Here is a 15,030-nt window from a genome sequence, read left to right as displayed (position 1 = left end):
AGTCATCATGAAAATTACAGAACTACTCACGAAGCATACGATTAAGCTTCAATTAGACAGCCAGCAAAAAGAAGCCGTTATTGAAGAACTGGTCACTGTATTAGATACAGCTGGTAAATTAAATGATAAAGAAGGCTACAAAGCAGCTGTTGTTAATCGTGAAAAACAAAGCTCTACGGGAATCGGAGAAGGAATTGCGATTCCTCATGCGAAAACAGCAAGTGTGAAAGAACCTGCCATTGCATTTGGCCGTTCAACAGCTGGTGTAGATTATGAATCATTAGACGGACAGCCAAGTCATCTTGTCTTTATGATTGCAGCAACTGAAGGCGCAAACAACACGCATTTAGAAGCACTTTCTCGTTTATCCACACTTCTCATGCGTGAAGAGATCCGAAAGCAGCTTCTTGAAGCGGCTACTGAAGATGAAATCATTGAAATTATCAATACACATGATAAAGACGATGAAGAAGAAGAGGAAGTCAAAGAGGAACCGGCTGCACCGGGAAAACCTGCTAAAATTTTAGCGGTGACAGCTTGTCCAACAGGCATCGCACATACATTTATGGCCGCAGATGCTTTGAAAGAAAAGGCAAAAGAAATGGGCGTTGACATTAAAGTTGAGACAAACGGCTCTAGTGGAATTAAACATGCCCTGACAGCAAAAGAAATTGAAGAAGCGCCAGCTATTATTGTGGCAGCTGATAAACAAGTTGAAATGGAACGCTTTAAAGGCAAACATGTCATTGAAGTACCTGTGACAGCTGGAATTCGCCGTCCGCAAGAATTGATCGAAAAAGCCATCAATCAAGATGCGCCGATTTATAAAGGTTCAGGCGGCAGTTCTTCAAAAGATGAAAATGAATCATCAGGCAAGGGAAGAAGTGGATTCTATAAGCACTTAATGAGCGGTGTAAGCAACATGCTTCCGTTTGTTGTTGGGGGCGGTATCCTCGTTGCGATTTCATTCTTCTGGGGAATTAACTCAGCTGACCCTAAAGACCCTTCTTTCAATTCATTTGCAGCTGTATTAAAAGGAATTGGCGGAGATAATGCGCTTGCCTTAATCGTTGCTGTATTAGCTGGATTTATCGCAATGAGTATTGCAGACCGTCCAGGTTTCGCACCAGGTATGGTTGGCGGATTCATGGCCTCTGCAGCAGGAGCTGGATTCTTAGGCGGATTGATTGCGGGTTTCCTTGCTGGTTACATCGTGGTGCTACTCAAAAAAGTATTCACTTTTGTACCACAGTCGCTCGATGGAATTAAACCAGTTCTGCTCTATCCATTGTTCGGTATTTTCTTTACAGGGATTATCATGCATTACATCGTCAACACACCTGTTAAAATGGTCATGGACGGATTAACACACTGGCTTGAATCACTTGGTACTGGAAACCTTGTATTAATGGGGATTATTTTAGCTGGTATGATGGCCATTGATATGGGTGGTCCGATTAACAAAGCGGCCTACACATTTGGTCTTGCGATGATTGCTGCTGGCAACTATGCACCGCATGCTGCGATTATGGCAGGTGGAATGGTGCCGCCTCTAGGAATTGCCCTAGCGACAACGATCTTTAGAAACAAATTCTCTAAACGTGACCGTGAAGCAGGTATTACATGTTACTTCATGGGAGCTGCGTTCATTACGGAAGGGGCGATCCCGTTTGCAGCGGCAGATCCTCTGCGCGTCATTCCTTCAGCTGTGATTGGTGCAGCAGTTGCAGGTGGATTAACAGAATTCTTTAGAGTGACGCTTCCTGCACCGCACGGCGGACTATTCGTTTTCTGGGTAACAAACCATCCAGTTCTTTACATCATCAGCATCTTAATCGGTGCCATTGTTACAGCGCTACTTCTCGGAATTCTAAAAAAACCAGTCCGACAAGAAGCTTAATTTGAAAAGAAGCATCGTGAAGAGCGGTGCTTCTTTTTGTTTAATTATCAGCAAATTAGGAAAAAATATCTAATTGAATGGTTGTCTTGTGAATTTTTAAATGACATGTGATAAAGTAAAGTTATTCAATTCGCGTTTCAAGTCTTTTAGCAGAAAGTCTTAGGAGGAAGCAGTATTTTGAACGAAGAAAACAAACAAAACGAAAATGACATTCAATCTGATGGGAAACAAGCCAAAAAAGAGAAGAAAAGTTCTCTGTTTGAATGGATCAAAGCCATTTTAATTGCACTTGCCCTCGTCCTCATCATCCGTACGTTTATTTTTGAGCCGTATGTGGTGGAAGGAGAGTCAATGGAACCAACCCTTCATGATGGAGAAAAGCTGTTTGTTAACAAAACCATCAACTATCTCGGTGGAGTCAAACGTGGTGACATCGTGATTATTAATGGAAAAGACGGTCAGAAAATTCATTATGTCAAACGATTGATCGGCCTTCCAGGCGACACGATTGAAATGAAGGATGATACGCTTTACATTAATGGTAAAAAAGTAGATGAGCCTTATTTAAAAGAGAACAAGGCGCATGCCAAAGAGTATGAGGTACATTTAACAGGAGATTTTGGTCCAGTGAAAGTACCGAAAAACGATTACTTTGTTATGGGTGACAACAGACTGAATTCTATGGACAGTCGAAATGGACTCGGACTCATTGAAAAGGATCGGATTGTCGGCACATCAGAATTTGTTTTCTTCCCATTTGGCGATATTCGACAAACACAATAAATACACCTTTCTCAATGCGTAAGAAAGGTGCTTGAATGGACGACCCTTCATGTAGGGTCGTTTTTAATTTGGTGTGAGCATCGTGACAATGATGACAATGGCCAAAACAGAAGCGAAAACGGACCCGGTAATCGCCAAAACAGAACGGAATAATCCAATTTTCACATTGTCTTTTCCGCGCTTTTGTAAAAAGCGTTTTGAAAAGATGTGGACCAGTGTGTAAATGAGGACAAGCCCAATATAAAGGCCAAAGTCTCTTGCATTAAAGCCTGTCGCTGATAAATAAATGCCCATAAAGAAAATCAATAAACAGTATTCCATGAGTGTGAGTAATCTCAAATCGCCCGAACTCCTTCAACAAAAACATTCCCACTTATTATACCATATTGGACAAAAAGCCTTTGTTCTTAGCGAGAGACGTTTCTATCAATCGTTATTCATGTTATACTTCATATTGATGAATGAGTGATGGAGGATTAATAAATGATTGCAGTGAATAATGTTAGTTTGCGATTTGCTGATCGTAAATTATTTGAAGAAGTAAATATTAAGTTCACTCCTGGCAACTGCTACGGACTAATTGGTGCCAATGGAGCTGGTAAATCAACGTTCTTAAAGATTCTTTCTGGAGAAATTGAAGCTCAAACGGGCGATGTTCATATGAGTCCTGGTGAACGTTTAGCGATTTTAAAACAGAACCACTTTGAATACGAAGAGTTTGAAGTGTTAAAAGTCGTCATCATGGGTCACAAACGTCTATATGATGTGATGCAGGAAAAAGATGCGATTTATATGAAACCTGATTTCTCAGATGAAGACGGAATTCGTGCAGCAGAGCTTGAAGGTGAGTTTGCTGAGTTAAACGGATGGGAAGCGGAAAGTGAAGCTGCGATCCTATTAAAAGGTCTTGGCATTCCAGAGGGCTTGCAATCGAAGAAAATGTCTGAGCTTGGCGGATCTGAAAAGGTAAAAGTATTGTTAGCACAAGCTTTATTCGGTAAACCTGACGTTCTCCTTCTCGATGAGCCAACGAACCACTTGGACTTACAAGCGATCCAGTGGCTAGAAGAGTTCCTCATTAACTTTGAGAATACCGTCATCGTCGTATCGCATGACCGTCATTTCTTAAACAAAGTATGTACGCATATTGCAGACCTTGACTTTGGAAAAATTCAAGTGTATGTCGGAAACTATGATTTCTGGTATGAATCAAGCCAGCTGGCATTAAAACTCAGCCAGGATGCCAACAAGAAAAAAGAAGAACAAATTAAGCAGCTTCAAGAATTCGTTGCTCGGTTCAGTGCGAACGCATCTAAATCGAAGCAAGCGACATCAAGAAAGAAATTGCTTGATAAGATTTCGCTAGATGACATTAAACCATCTTCTCGTAAATATCCTTATGTTCATTTTGCGCCAGAGCGTGAAATCGGAAATGATGTCCTTCAAGTAGAAGGTCTATCAAAAACGATTGACGGTGTAAAAGTACTGGATAACGTCAGCTTTATTATGAATCGTGAGGATAAAATTGCGTTCTTAAGCCGTAATGAACTTGCTGTCTCTACTTTATTTAAAATCCTTGCTGGTGAAATGGAGCCAGACAGCGGGACGTTTAAATGGGGCGTGACAACATCTCAAGCCTTTTTCCCTAAAGACAACAGTGAATATTTTGAAGGAAGCGATTTAGATCTTGTTGATTGGCTTCGTCAATATTCTCCTAATGATCAAAGTGAAAGCTTCCTGCGTGGTTTCTTAGGCCGTATGCTTTTCTCTGGGGAAGAAGTGAAGAAAAAAGCTAGCGTCTTATCAGGTGGAGAAAAGGTTCGTTGTATGTTATCAAAAATGATGCTGTCTGGAGCGAATATTTTGCTGTTAGACGAGCCGACGAACCATTTAGACCTAGAGTCCATCACAGCGCTGAATAACGGTCTAATGAGCTTTAAAGGGGCTATGCTCTTCTCATCTCATGACCATCAGTTTGTTGAAACAGTTGCAAACCGGATTATCGAAGTGACGCCAAATGGCATCGTTGATAAACAAACAACTTATGATGAGTTCTTATCAGATCAAGAAATTCAAAAAAGACTACAAGAACTGTATGCATAAACATAAAGAAAAGACATCCACATGAGGATGTCTTTTTTCTTTAAAAAGCCCAATTTCCATTTCGGAAAATCGGTTCGCGTTTACCATCTTTTGTGATTCCATCAATATTCATTTCCTTTGAACCAATCATGAAATCGACGTGTGTAATACTGCTGTTCACACCAGCTGCGTCTAGTTCCTCACGTTTCATCTCTTTACCGCCTTCGATATTAAATGCATAACCGCTGCCGATGGCAAGGTGATTGGATGCATTTTCATCGTAAAGTGTATTGTAATAGAGGATATTTGAGTTAGAAATTGGTGAATCATCTGGTACAAGGGCAACCTCACCTAGATAATGTGAGCCTTCATCTGTTTCAACGAGAGAGGTTAAAATGTCTTCGCCCTCTTTTGCTTTCACATCTACAATACGCCCATTTTCAAAGGTTAACGTAAATTCATCGATAATGTTTCCTGCATAACTAAGTGGCTTAGTGCTAGAAACAGTCCCGTTTACACCATCTTTTTTAGGTACGGTAAAGACCTCTTCTGTTGGCATATTGGCCATGAATGATACGCCGCGTTCACTTACGCTGCCAGCACCTACCCAAATATGCTGCTCTGGAAGTTCAATCGTTAAATCTGTACCTGGTGCTTCATAGTGCAGCTTGTGGTAGTGACGTTCATTTAATACTTTTACTTTTTCATTTAGTGATTCATCATGCTTTTTCCACGCTTCAACAGGATCTGGCTGATCAGCGCGGGCGACTTTAAAGATTTGATCCCATAATAATGCAACAGCTTCTTCATCTGCATGCTCAGGGAAAATCTTTTTCGCCCAATCTTTTGATGCAGCCCCGACGACTGTCCATGCAACTTTGTCAGATTGAACGTATTGACGATATGTATGAAGTGCTGAACCTGCAGCTTTTTGCTGTGAAGCAATTTTTTTCGAGTCAATGCCACTTAGAAGATCAGGGCTTTCTGACAAGATCGTAATAAAAGCACCGCCACGTTTTGCGATGGTTTCCATCATCTGTGCTTCCCATTCTGGAAATTGCTCAAACACATCTTGTGGGGCATGTTCATATTTTAAACGGGTCAGGACACCATCACTCCAGCGGATATGTACGTTTTTCGCTCCGCGCTCATATGCGTGTTTTGCCACAAGGCGGACAAGATCTACAGATTCAGTGAACGCAGATACGACCACTTCTTGACCACTTTGAACATTTACACCTACTTCAACGATGGTTTTTGCATATTGATCTAGTTGTTTTTCAAATGAACTCATAAAAAACCCTCCTTTAGTCATGTTCATCATATCAGATTTAAGACCGAAAAGGAAAATGGGGAGCCGTCCCGAAGCAAAATAAAAAAGCCGCTTTCGTGCGGCTTTTTTAGCGGTTCAGTTGTTTCACAGGCTGTGCATTAGAAGGGGGCATATGTGAAAACGACAGGCTCATTCCTCCTAAAATAATACCGGTTAAAATGACTGTGACAACGACCCGTTTACCTAAATCAAGCAACATGTTCTTCCTCCTTCACGTTTATCCATTCATCACGATATGATCGAAATGATGAAAAAAGAAGTAGAACATGAAGATTATTTTAATGTTTTTTGCAATTTGTCGATTACTTCTAATGAACGACCCGTTCCAATTGCGACAGATTCAAGAGGATTTGCTGCGATATGAACTGGGACGACAATTTCTTGAGAGAGCCATTCTTGAATGCCGTTTAATAGTGCACCACCGCCAGTTAGAATGACGCCGCGATCTACGATATCACCACTCAGTTCTGGAGGGCTGTCTTCTAATGTAGCCCGAATCGCCTCTAAAATATGAAGAAGTGATTCTCGCATAGCACCTTGAATTTCTGTTGATTCAAGTGTAATTGTTTTTGGAAGACCTGTGACAAGGTCGCGTCCACGAACTTCTAATGACTCAGGTTCGTGTTCAATGAGTCCATAACCAATTTCCATTTTTACCTGCTCAGCTGTCCGTTCACCGATCAGTAAATTGTATTTCTTTCTCACAAAAGTAATGATATCTTCATCCAGTTGATCTCCGCCAATTCGGATCGAGTGGCAAGAGACAACTCCGCCAAATGAAATGATCGCTACCTCTGTTGTTCCTCCGCCAATATCTACAACGACGTTGGCAACAGGCTCGTCCACCGGGAGATCAGCACCGATTGCAGCTGCGACGGGTTCTTCAATTAAATGCACATGCTTTGCCCCGCAATTTTTGACAGCATCGCTGATCGCGCGGCGTTCGACAGCTGTTGAACCTGATGGTGTACAAACAACCACGGTCGGCTTTCTAAAGGTAAACCCAATATTTTTTCCTGCTTTTTTCATAATTTGTTTAAGTAAATCGGTTGTCATATCATAATCAGCGATGACACCATCTTTCATCGGACGGATCGCTACAATTTTTCCAGGTGTTTTCCCAATCATCTCTTTTGCTTCTGACCCCACTGCAAGGACAGTTTTTGTTTCCGTATCTACTGCCACAACGGATGGTTCATTGAGAATAATTCCTTTATTTTTACTGTAAACCAATATGTTAGCTGTTCCTAAATCAATTCCAATTTCGGCATTTTGAAACATGTTTTCACCCAATCTCTATTTTTGCTGTTTTAAACAATTTTACATTTAAAAGTTCAGAGGGTTGAGGTCATTTGTGGGGGTTTGTGATCACCTTGAAATGAATCTGTAAAATTCAAGTCTCATTTTGACAATCACAATAAATTTTCCCTTTGGTTTTTCGATTTTGAAAAAAATTTTTATGCAGGAGAAACCTTTTAAGAATCTCTTACGTCTACGATATATCAATTGGTGAAAAACAGATTGATCTTGAGCTAATGAAAGAAAGAGGGAACGAAATTGAAATCTATCGGAGTTGTAAGAAAAGTAGATGAACTAGGGCGTATTGTGATGCCAATCGAATTGAGAAGAGCACTTGATATCGCTATTAAAGACAGTATGGAATTTTTTATAGATGGAGATAAAATCGTCTTGAAAAAATATCAGCCAGAGGGCGTCTGCCTGATGACTGGTGAGATTACTTCTGAGAACCACGAGTATGGAAATGGTCAAATTACATTAAGCGCTGAAGGCGCAGAACTACTGCTAAAAGAGCTTCAAGAAGCCCTTCAGCAGTAAATAAAAATAGCCTGTTCTCTCCCATTGTGCTGAGAGCAGGCTATTTTTTCTAAAAAAGTTCCTTAAAAATGCCGCATCTCCCTCAAAAAATAAGTGGAAAATGGTACAATTGACAAAGAATCTCAGGGCGGCAGGTGGAATTATTTGAACAAAACATATCAAGTACGGATCCTGTTATCCGTTCTTGCATTTATATTAATTTTGAGCTGGGATTTCTTTTATTATCTTAGCGGCTATCACATTAATTGGCCGCTCGATCTAGCCTTTACAGTCGTTGTTTTGGCCGGTATTTGGACCATCTCAGGCTATGTGGACCGGTTGAATTTGCTTGTATCAGATTTAAATAAACGAGAAAAAGAAGCACACGAACTGACAGAGCGGCTGAATCGAATAACAGATAACTTGCAAGAAATCGTTTTTGAAACCAATGAAAAAGGTGAAATCATTTTTTTAAATCAAGCATGGAAACAAATGACGGGTTACGACATAGAGGAGTGTCTAGGTACGATGTACAATCAGTACTTTGATCAAGAAGAGCATGTCGTTCAGCATTTGTTGTCTGTGATCAAAGAGCATAAGGATGAGGGGCGGGTGGAGCTGCAGCTTCTCCATAAAGAAGGAAAAAAGGTATGGGGAGATGTGCATTATAAGCTTTATTTCGATGAACAGCACCAGTTTACTGGAGGTATTGGAACGGTTGCAGATATCACGAAACAAAAGCAGGCAAAGCTTGAACTTGAAAGATCAAATCAGCAATTGCAAATGCAGGCACAAAAGCTGGCTGTTGCAGGACAAATAGCCGCTGGCATTGCCCATGAAGTCAGAAATCCGCTCACCTCAGTCAATGGATTTTTGCAGCTGATGAAAACGCAATATCCTGAAAGAACCGATTATTTTGATATCATCTTTTCTGAAATTAAACGCATTGATTTTGTTTTAAGTGAGCTGCTTGTCTTAGCAAAACCTCAATCGGTTCAATTTCAAGAAGTACAGCTCCATGATTTGCTAGAGCAGGTGATTACCTTATTAAAGACAAATGCCGTTCTTTCAAATATTGATCTCAAACAGCCGTTTAAGAAGCAGGATGCTGGCACGATATTAGCAGACGCCAATCAAATGAAGCAGCTGTTCATTAACTTAATCAAAAATGCGATCGAGGCGATGCCTGAAGGCGGCAATATATACATATCAACAGAAAAAGTGATGAATGAATGGAAAATCACGATTCAAGATGAAGGAAAAGGAATGTCCGAAGAGGACATTCTGAAAATATATGATCCTTTCTTTTCGACTAAAAAAGAAGGTACAGGACTTGGTTTAACGATCTGTGCGACGATCTTAAAAGATCACCATGGAAGAATGGATGTAAAGAGCGAGCTCAGCAAAGGGACGGCTTTTGATATTTACTTACCTGTGTATCAAAAAAGTAGATAGTAGCAAGGTGAGAGGATGTGATGTGTGATGACGAAAGAGACAAAGACGTTATTTGTGTATGGGCCACTTTTAAAGCACGAAAAGTATCACGAGACATTGATGAAAGAAAGCAGTCCATTAGCAGCATCTGCTTGGATAAAAGGGAGACTGTACGATACAGGTGAGGGTTACCCTGTGTGTGTTGTCTCGGAACAAAATACAGTATATGGAGAATTGTATGAGGTCAGTGGTGAAACGCTGCATAAGATAGATGAGCTAGAGGAAGGGTATGACCAGCAGGAGATAGAGGTTATGACAGACCAGGGGCCAAGGTCAGCCGTTGCTTATACAATATGTAAGCAGAAGGCATCGAGCCTGAAGGAGATTGAAAGCGGCTGCTGGAAGTCATATCAACTATGGGAGCGCAAACCGTCTTCCTTCTATTATTTTGCCTATGGGTCCTGTATGGATGATGCAAGGTTTAAGCTTGCGAAAGTGGAACATTATTTCAAACAAATCATCGGCGGCGGCACACTTGATCGTTTTACCACAAGGTTTACATTGGTGCGCCCTGATGGATCAAGAGCAGATATGGTAGAAGACGGCGGAGAAACAGAGGGTGTTCTATATGAAGTGCCTTTTGATGCCATTCGTTATTTGTACAAACGAGAAGGTGTAAATGAAGGAACTTATCGCCCAGCATTTGTCGATGTCACAGTAGGTGATCAAGTGTATGAGGACTGCTTAACGTTTCTCGTTTTAAAAAAGAGCGAAGAAATTGCGCCTCCTGGTCATTATCGCAGTGAAATCGAAAAAGGAGCAGACCTTTACTTAAGTGAAGCGTTCCGTAAAAAAATACGGTCGCATATGGATTCATTAATGAAACCGTAGTAAAATGCATGGTAAGTGATATAAAAGGAGTCTGAACATGAAAAAGGAATATGCAGTCATTGGTCTTGGACGCTTCGGCGGAAGTATCTGCAAGGCGCTAAGCGAAGAAGGACTTGAAGTCATGGCCATGGATATGAATGAAGATCGTGTGAACGAATATGCTAAAATTGCATCACATGCCGTGATTGGTGATTCGACGGACGAATCTGTCCTAAAAAACCTAGGCATCCGCAATTTTGATCATGTGATCGTGGCGATAGGTGAAAACATTCAGGCGAGTATTTTAACAACGATTATGCTGAAAGAACTTGGTGTCAAAATGGTCACAGTGAAAGCTCAAAATGACTACCATGAAAAGGTTTTGAATAAAATTGGTGCGGACCGTATTGTTCATCCTGAACGAGACATGGGCAGACGGATTGCACATAAAATTATTTCTAACAACGTGCTTGATTACTTAGAGCTGTCAGATGAGTACAGCCTCATTGAAATCGTCGCCAACAGCAGACTCGCTGGGCACTCTTTGTTAGATCTCGACATTCGTGCAAGGTACGGGATCAATATCGTGGCAATTAAACGCGGGAAAGAAGTGATCGTTTCACCGCTCGCAGATGAAATGATTCAAAAAGAAGATATCCTCATTGTCATTGGGGCAGTGGCAGATATCGGGCGCTTTGAAAAACGGGAAATGCAGAACGACTATTAAACACTCCGAGAAGGGGTGTTTTTTTGTTTTAGAACTGTACATATGGGGCGGACATTGTGGGAGAGAACAAAGTGGGAAAGAGCCGTTTGCTTTCTAAAAGAACAGCAAAATAGAACATGATTATTTTTCAGCCAATTATCACTATTCAGAAATAAAAATCAATCTTTTGATATGGTTGATTTTCTCTAAATGTCATTGACTGGACAAACAGATTCGTTTACGATAAGAAACATTATATTGTTTACTCGGAGGAGGCAGTGTCGTTGGATAAGGAGCTTTTCAGACATCAAATTGAGGTAGCTGCAAAGAGAAAAAAAGCAGCCCTAGTGATTAAACATGCGAAGGTTATGGACGTGTTTAACCAGGAATGGATAGACGCTGATGTCGCTGTTGAAAATGGAAAAATAGTAGGAATTGGGGAGTATGAAGGAGAACAGGAGCTGGATGCAACAGGTCAAATGCTTGTTCCTGGTTTCATTGACGGCCACGTTCATATCGAATCCTCGATGGTGACTCCTGCTGAATTTTCCAAAGCTGTCGTTCCTCACGGTGTGACAACTGTTGTAACAGACCCGCATGAAATTGCCAATGTATCCGGTGTTGCAGGTATCCGTTTTATGCTCGAAGAAGCGAGAAAAGCTGCTCTAAATATATATTTCATGCTGCCATCCTGTGTACCGGCAGTCAGCTTTGAACGATCAGGTGCTACACTAAAAGCAAAAGATTTAAAGCCTCTTTATCAGGAGAAAGAAGTGCTTGGTCTTGCCGAAGTGATGGATTATGTCGCGGTGGAACAAGCGGAAGAAGATATGCTTCAAAAACTGCTTGATGCTCAACATGAACATAAACTCATTGATGGCCATCTAGCAGGATTAACGGACCGATTAATTAATGTGTACCGAACAGCTAATGTCCAAACGGATCATGAGGTGACAACAGCTCAAGAGGCCCTTGAACGTGTCAAAAGAGGCATGTATGTCATGCTGAGAGAAGGCTCTGTTGCTAAAAACGTGAAAAACGTATTGCCTGCTGTCAATGAGAAGAATGCAAGACGCTTTTTCTTTTGTACGGATGATAAACATTTAGATGATTTAATGGCTCAAGGAAGTATTGATGAACAAGTACGGATGTCGATACAAGAAGGATTGGACCCCTTTATAGCATATCAAATGGGAAGTTTAAACGCAGCGGAGTGCTTCGGTCTCAAAACAAAGGGAGCGATTGCACCAGGCTTTGACGCGGACTTTATGCTCATTTCTGACTTACATGAGGTAGGAATTACAAGCGTCTTTATCGCAGGAGAATTGGTCTCTGAACATGGAGAATATTTGCCAAGTGTCGACAAGATCACGCCAAATTCTTCGCTCATGCAATCGGTACATACAGTGGACGTCCAAGAGAAAGATCTAACGCTGCCTATAACAGATCATCAAAAGATGAATGTCATTCGCATTATACCGAATCAGCTTGAAACGCAATTAGAACAAATATCTCCTTCTGGAAGCGATGGACAATTTACGAGTGATATTGATCGAGATGTATTAAAAATAGTACTTGTCGAACGCCACAAAGGTCTATCTGAAATTGGGATAGGGGTTGTCAGCGGTTTCGGTTTAAAAGAGGGGGCGATTGCAACAACAGTTGCCCATGACTCGCATAACTTAATTGCCGTTGGAACAAATGATGCTGATATGATCAAAGCCATTGAGACGTTAAAAGAAGCAGGGGGCGGTTTGACCGTTGTAAAAGACGGAGAAGTTCTTCATACGCTTCCATTACCGATTTCCGGTTTATTATCAGATCAACCTGCACATACGGTCAATGAAAGCCTTCATGCACTTCATGAAGCGTTAAACGAAACAGGCTTTGCCTTAGACTTTAATCCATTTTTGACATTATCCTTCTTGGCACTGCCAGTCATTCCTGATGTGAAAATGACAACACAAGGATTGTTTGATGTGAGAAGTTTTCAGCATCTCCCGATTCAATCGTAAAACAATGACTGAACCCGCACGTATCGTACAGGTATGCGGGTTTTTTTATTGCGCATAAAAAAGAGACACAGCCAATTGGCTGTGTCTCCTTGTACGTCATTACACTTCCATAATAATCGGTAAGATCATTGGGCGGCGTCTTGTTTTTTCATAAAGGAAAGGAGCAAGAGTGTCAGTAATCTCGTTCTTAATTTCTGACCATTGAGTCGTCTTACGTTCCATTACTTTTTCAAGATGCTTTGAAATGAGATCTTGCGCGTCATTAATGAGGTCTCCAGATTCTCTCATGTAGACAAAACCTCTTGAGATTAAATCAGGACCTGCAGAAATTTTGAATTCTTTCATATCCATGCTGACAACAACAATGACAAGACCTTCTTCTGAAAGAATGCGGCGGTCTCTTAACACGATGTTGCCGATATCACCAATACCGCTACCGTCGATATACACGTTGCCTGATGGAATTTTGCCAGCGACACTTGCTTCGTCACCTTTCAGTGCAAGAACTTCACCGTTATCCATGATAAAGCAGTTTTCCTCAGGGATTCCGCAATCATTCGCAAGTTTAATATGCGTTTTTTGCATGCGGTACTCACCGTGAATCGGCATGAAGAATTTTGGTTTAATTAAACGGAGCATCAGCTTTTGTTCTTCCTGCCCGCCGTGTCCAGAGGTATGAATATTATTGAGTGAGCCATGAATGACTTCAGCACCAGCACGATAAAGCTGGTTAATGGTACGGCTTACGCTAATATTGTTACCTGGGATCGGTGAAGACGAGAAGACAACAGTGTCTCCAGGGTTAATTGAAATCTGGCGGTGCGTACCGTTGGCAATACGAGAAAGAGCGGCCATCGGTTCGCCCTGACTACCAGTACAAAGAATGGTTACTTTGTTTGCTGGAAGGCGGTTAATTTCATTGTGTTCAATGAACGTGTTTTTTGGACATTTAATGTAGCCAAGATCTTGTCCAATATCAATAGCAGACTCCATACTTCGTCCAAACACAGCGACTTTTCGGCCGTTGGCAACAGCTGACTCGATGACTTGCTGAAGTCTGTGAATGTTAGATGCAAATGTAGCAAAGATAATACGTCCATCTACTTTTCTAAAGATGTCATCAATGCTTTCACCTACACGTCTTTCGGACATCGTAAATTCTGGAATTTCACTATTTGTACTGTCAGATAGAAGACAAAGAACGCCTTCTTTCCCGATCTCAGCCATTTTCGTTAAATTGGCAGGCTCGCCAACAGGAGTAAAGTCAAACTTGAAATCGCCTGTATGTACGATGTTACCAGGAGGTGTCTTCACGACAATTCCATAAGAATCTGGGATACTGTGCGTCGTTCTAAAGAAAGACACAGCTGTTTTTCTAAATTTGATCGTATCTTCTTCTTCAAAGATGTGAAGTTTGGTCTGTCTTAATAGACCATGCTCTTCCAATTTGTTACGAAGTAGGCCGATTGCGAGTTTGCCTCCGTAAACTGGAATATTCACTTGCTTGAGAAGATAAGGGATACCGCCGATGTGGTCTTCATGTCCGTGAGTAATAAAAAGACCTTTGATTTTATCTTCGTTTTTAACTAAATACGTATAGTCAGGGATGACGTAATCAATTCCAAGAAGTTCATCTTCAGGGAACTTAATACCAGCATCAATCAAAATGATTTCATCTTGAAATTGAACGCCATACGTGTTTTTACCGATCTCGCCTAATCCGCCGAGGGCAAAAACTGCCGCCTGATCGTTTTTTACAAATTTCATTCCTCTCATAGCTCCAATACTTTAAAATTTTCACTTTCTCGTTCATAGTCTAAAAAAGCACCGTCTACAGGCTGAATGAATTCAATATTGTAGTTATGTTTTTTCAACTTATCGCGTACGTCTCTTTCAGAAACCGCTTCAACGTATAGTGAATCTGTGTGTTCTCTCACAGGTACCTCAGTCGTACTTGCCTGAAAAAATACCTTATATATCATCCAAATCTCTCCTTAAATACCGTATGTTACACTCGCTTATTCTATTATATTAAAAAAACGCGCATAAGAAAAGTCTCAGAGAAAAAAGGACCTTCAGCAAATGTGCGGAA

Annotated in this window: 14 protein-coding genes; 8 read left to right on the top strand and 6 right to left on the bottom strand. The window is 41.0% G+C overall.

From position 1 onward, the window contains the following. Positions 1 to 7 precede the first annotated feature (7 nt). Positions 8 to 1,900, top strand: coding sequence for a PTS fructose transporter subunit IIABC (locus MHH23_RS14165; RefSeq protein ID WP_008345139.1), 1,893 nt, complete (start codon positions 8 to 10; stop codon positions 1,898 to 1,900). Between the two features lie 210 nt (positions 1,901 to 2,110). Beyond that, positions 2,111 to 2,683 (top strand): signal peptidase I, encoded by a 573-nt coding sequence (gene lepB / locus MHH23_RS14160; RefSeq protein WP_034647709.1) that lies wholly within the window; start codon positions 2,111 to 2,113, stop codon positions 2,681 to 2,683. Between the two features lie 63 nt (positions 2,684 to 2,746). Here lepB and MHH23_RS14155 read toward each other — a convergent pair whose 3' ends face one another. Further along, a complete protein-coding gene (locus MHH23_RS14155) occupies positions 2,747 to 3,022 on the bottom strand; it encodes a hypothetical protein (protein ID WP_008345136.1) in 276 nt (91 codons plus the stop codon). Between the two features lie 144 nt (positions 3,023 to 3,166). On the opposite strand from MHH23_RS14155, the gene MHH23_RS14150 reads away from it, so the two are divergent. Then, positions 3,167 to 4,786 carry an ABC-F family ATP-binding cassette domain-containing protein gene (locus MHH23_RS14150; RefSeq protein WP_340959690.1) on the top strand — a complete coding sequence of 540 codons (1,620 nt, stop codon included), beginning with the start codon at positions 3,167 to 3,169 and terminating at the stop codon, positions 4,784 to 4,786. A gap of 40 nt (positions 4,787 to 4,826) precedes the next feature. Here MHH23_RS14150 and MHH23_RS14145 read toward each other — a convergent pair whose 3' ends face one another. The 3 genes from MHH23_RS14145 to mreBH all read right to left on the bottom strand — a co-directional run bounded on the left by MHH23_RS14145 (position 4,827) and on the right by mreBH (position 7,379). Beyond that, the gene (locus MHH23_RS14145; RefSeq protein WP_008345134.1) at positions 4,827 to 6,059 is read right to left on the bottom strand and encodes an aminopeptidase; all 1,233 of its coding nucleotides are present in this window, start codon (positions 6,057 to 6,059) and stop codon (positions 4,827 to 4,829) included. Positions 6,060 to 6,165: 106 nt separating this feature from the next. Then, positions 6,166 to 6,297, bottom strand: coding sequence for a protein YkpC (locus MHH23_RS14140; RefSeq protein WP_003210922.1), 132 nt, complete (start codon positions 6,295 to 6,297; stop codon positions 6,166 to 6,168). 74 nt (positions 6,298 to 6,371) lie between these two features. Continuing rightward, positions 6,372 to 7,379, bottom strand: coding sequence for a rod-share determining protein MreBH (gene mreBH, locus MHH23_RS14135; RefSeq protein ID WP_017359401.1), 1,008 nt, complete (start codon positions 7,377 to 7,379; stop codon positions 6,372 to 6,374). Positions 7,380 to 7,655: 276 nt separating this feature from the next. On the opposite strand from mreBH, the gene MHH23_RS14130 reads away from it, so the two are divergent. The 5 genes from MHH23_RS14130 to ade all read left to right on the top strand — a co-directional run bounded on the left by MHH23_RS14130 (position 7,656) and on the right by ade (position 12,938). Continuing rightward, the gene (locus MHH23_RS14130) at positions 7,656 to 7,934 is read left to right on the top strand and encodes an AbrB/MazE/SpoVT family DNA-binding domain-containing protein (RefSeq protein WP_017359400.1); all 279 of its coding nucleotides are present in this window, start codon (positions 7,656 to 7,658) and stop codon (positions 7,932 to 7,934) included. A gap of 144 nt (positions 7,935 to 8,078) precedes the next feature. Continuing rightward, on the top strand, positions 8,079 to 9,368 hold the full coding sequence (locus MHH23_RS14125; RefSeq protein ID WP_007498613.1) for an ATP-binding protein: 1,290 nt from the start codon (positions 8,079 to 8,081) through the stop codon (positions 9,366 to 9,368). A gap of 27 nt (positions 9,369 to 9,395) precedes the next feature. Next, positions 9,396 to 10,238, top strand: coding sequence for a gamma-glutamylcyclotransferase (locus tag MHH23_RS14120; RefSeq protein WP_340959689.1), 843 nt, complete (start codon positions 9,396 to 9,398; stop codon positions 10,236 to 10,238). A 37-nt stretch (positions 10,239 to 10,275) separates the two neighbouring features. Continuing rightward, positions 10,276 to 10,944 carry a potassium channel family protein gene (locus MHH23_RS14115; RefSeq protein ID WP_008345123.1) on the top strand — a complete coding sequence of 223 codons (669 nt, stop codon included), beginning with the start codon at positions 10,276 to 10,278 and terminating at the stop codon, positions 10,942 to 10,944. 263 nt (positions 10,945 to 11,207) lie between these two features. After that, complete coding sequence (ade, locus tag MHH23_RS14110; RefSeq protein ID WP_340959688.1) at positions 11,208 to 12,938, top strand: adenine deaminase; 1,731 nt, start codon at positions 11,208 to 11,210, stop codon at positions 12,936 to 12,938. Between the two features lie 99 nt (positions 12,939 to 13,037). On the opposite strand, the gene rnjA is transcribed toward ade, so the two are convergent. Further along, complete coding sequence (rnjA, locus tag MHH23_RS14105; RefSeq protein ID WP_012009818.1) at positions 13,038 to 14,705, bottom strand: ribonuclease J1; 1,668 nt, start codon at positions 14,703 to 14,705, stop codon at positions 13,038 to 13,040. A 5-nt stretch (positions 14,706 to 14,710) separates the two neighbouring features. Continuing rightward, positions 14,711 to 14,920 (bottom strand): DNA-dependent RNA polymerase subunit epsilon, encoded by a 210-nt coding sequence (locus MHH23_RS14100; RefSeq protein WP_008345114.1) that lies wholly within the window; start codon positions 14,918 to 14,920, stop codon positions 14,711 to 14,713. Positions 14,921 to 15,030: the final 110 nt, after the last annotated feature.

This window comes from Bacillus sp. FSL K6-3458 (genome assembly GCF_038005045.1).
Classification (GTDB): domain Bacteria; phylum Bacillota; class Bacilli; order Bacillales; family Bacillaceae; genus Bacillus; species Bacillus altitudinis.
This window is presented reverse-complemented; position numbering and strand designations above follow the sequence as displayed.

What these genes read in the sequence shown, in the direction of transcription:
- MHH23_RS14115 (WP_008345123.1), top strand. Translation starts at nt 10,276, where the DNA reads ATGAAAAAGGAATATGCAGTCATTGGTCTTGGACGCTTCGGCGGAAGT.
- MHH23_RS14120 (WP_340959689.1), top strand. Translation starts at nt 9,396, where the DNA reads ATGACGAAAGAGACAAAGACGTTATTTGTGTATGGGCCACTTTTAAAG.
- MHH23_RS14140 (WP_003210922.1), bottom strand. Translation starts at nt 6,297, where the DNA reads ATGTTGCTTGATTTAGGTAAACGGGTCGTTGTCACAGTCATTTTAACC.
- mreBH (WP_017359401.1), bottom strand. Translation starts at nt 7,379, where the DNA reads ATGTTTCAAAATGCCGAAATTGGAATTGATTTAGGAACAGCTAACATA.
- MHH23_RS14150 (WP_340959690.1), top strand. Translation starts at nt 3,167, where the DNA reads ATGATTGCAGTGAATAATGTTAGTTTGCGATTTGCTGATCGTAAATTA.
- MHH23_RS14165 (WP_008345139.1), top strand. Translation starts at nt 8, where the DNA reads ATGAAAATTACAGAACTACTCACGAAGCATACGATTAAGCTTCAATTA.
- rnjA (WP_012009818.1), bottom strand. Translation starts at nt 14,705, where the DNA reads ATGAAATTTGTAAAAAACGATCAGGCGGCAGTTTTTGCCCTCGGCGGA.
- MHH23_RS14145 (WP_008345134.1), bottom strand. Translation starts at nt 6,059, where the DNA reads ATGAGTTCATTTGAAAAACAACTAGATCAATATGCAAAAACCATCGTT.
- MHH23_RS14100 (WP_008345114.1), bottom strand. Translation starts at nt 14,920, where the DNA reads ATGATATATAAGGTATTTTTTCAGGCAAGTACGACTGAGGTACCTGTG.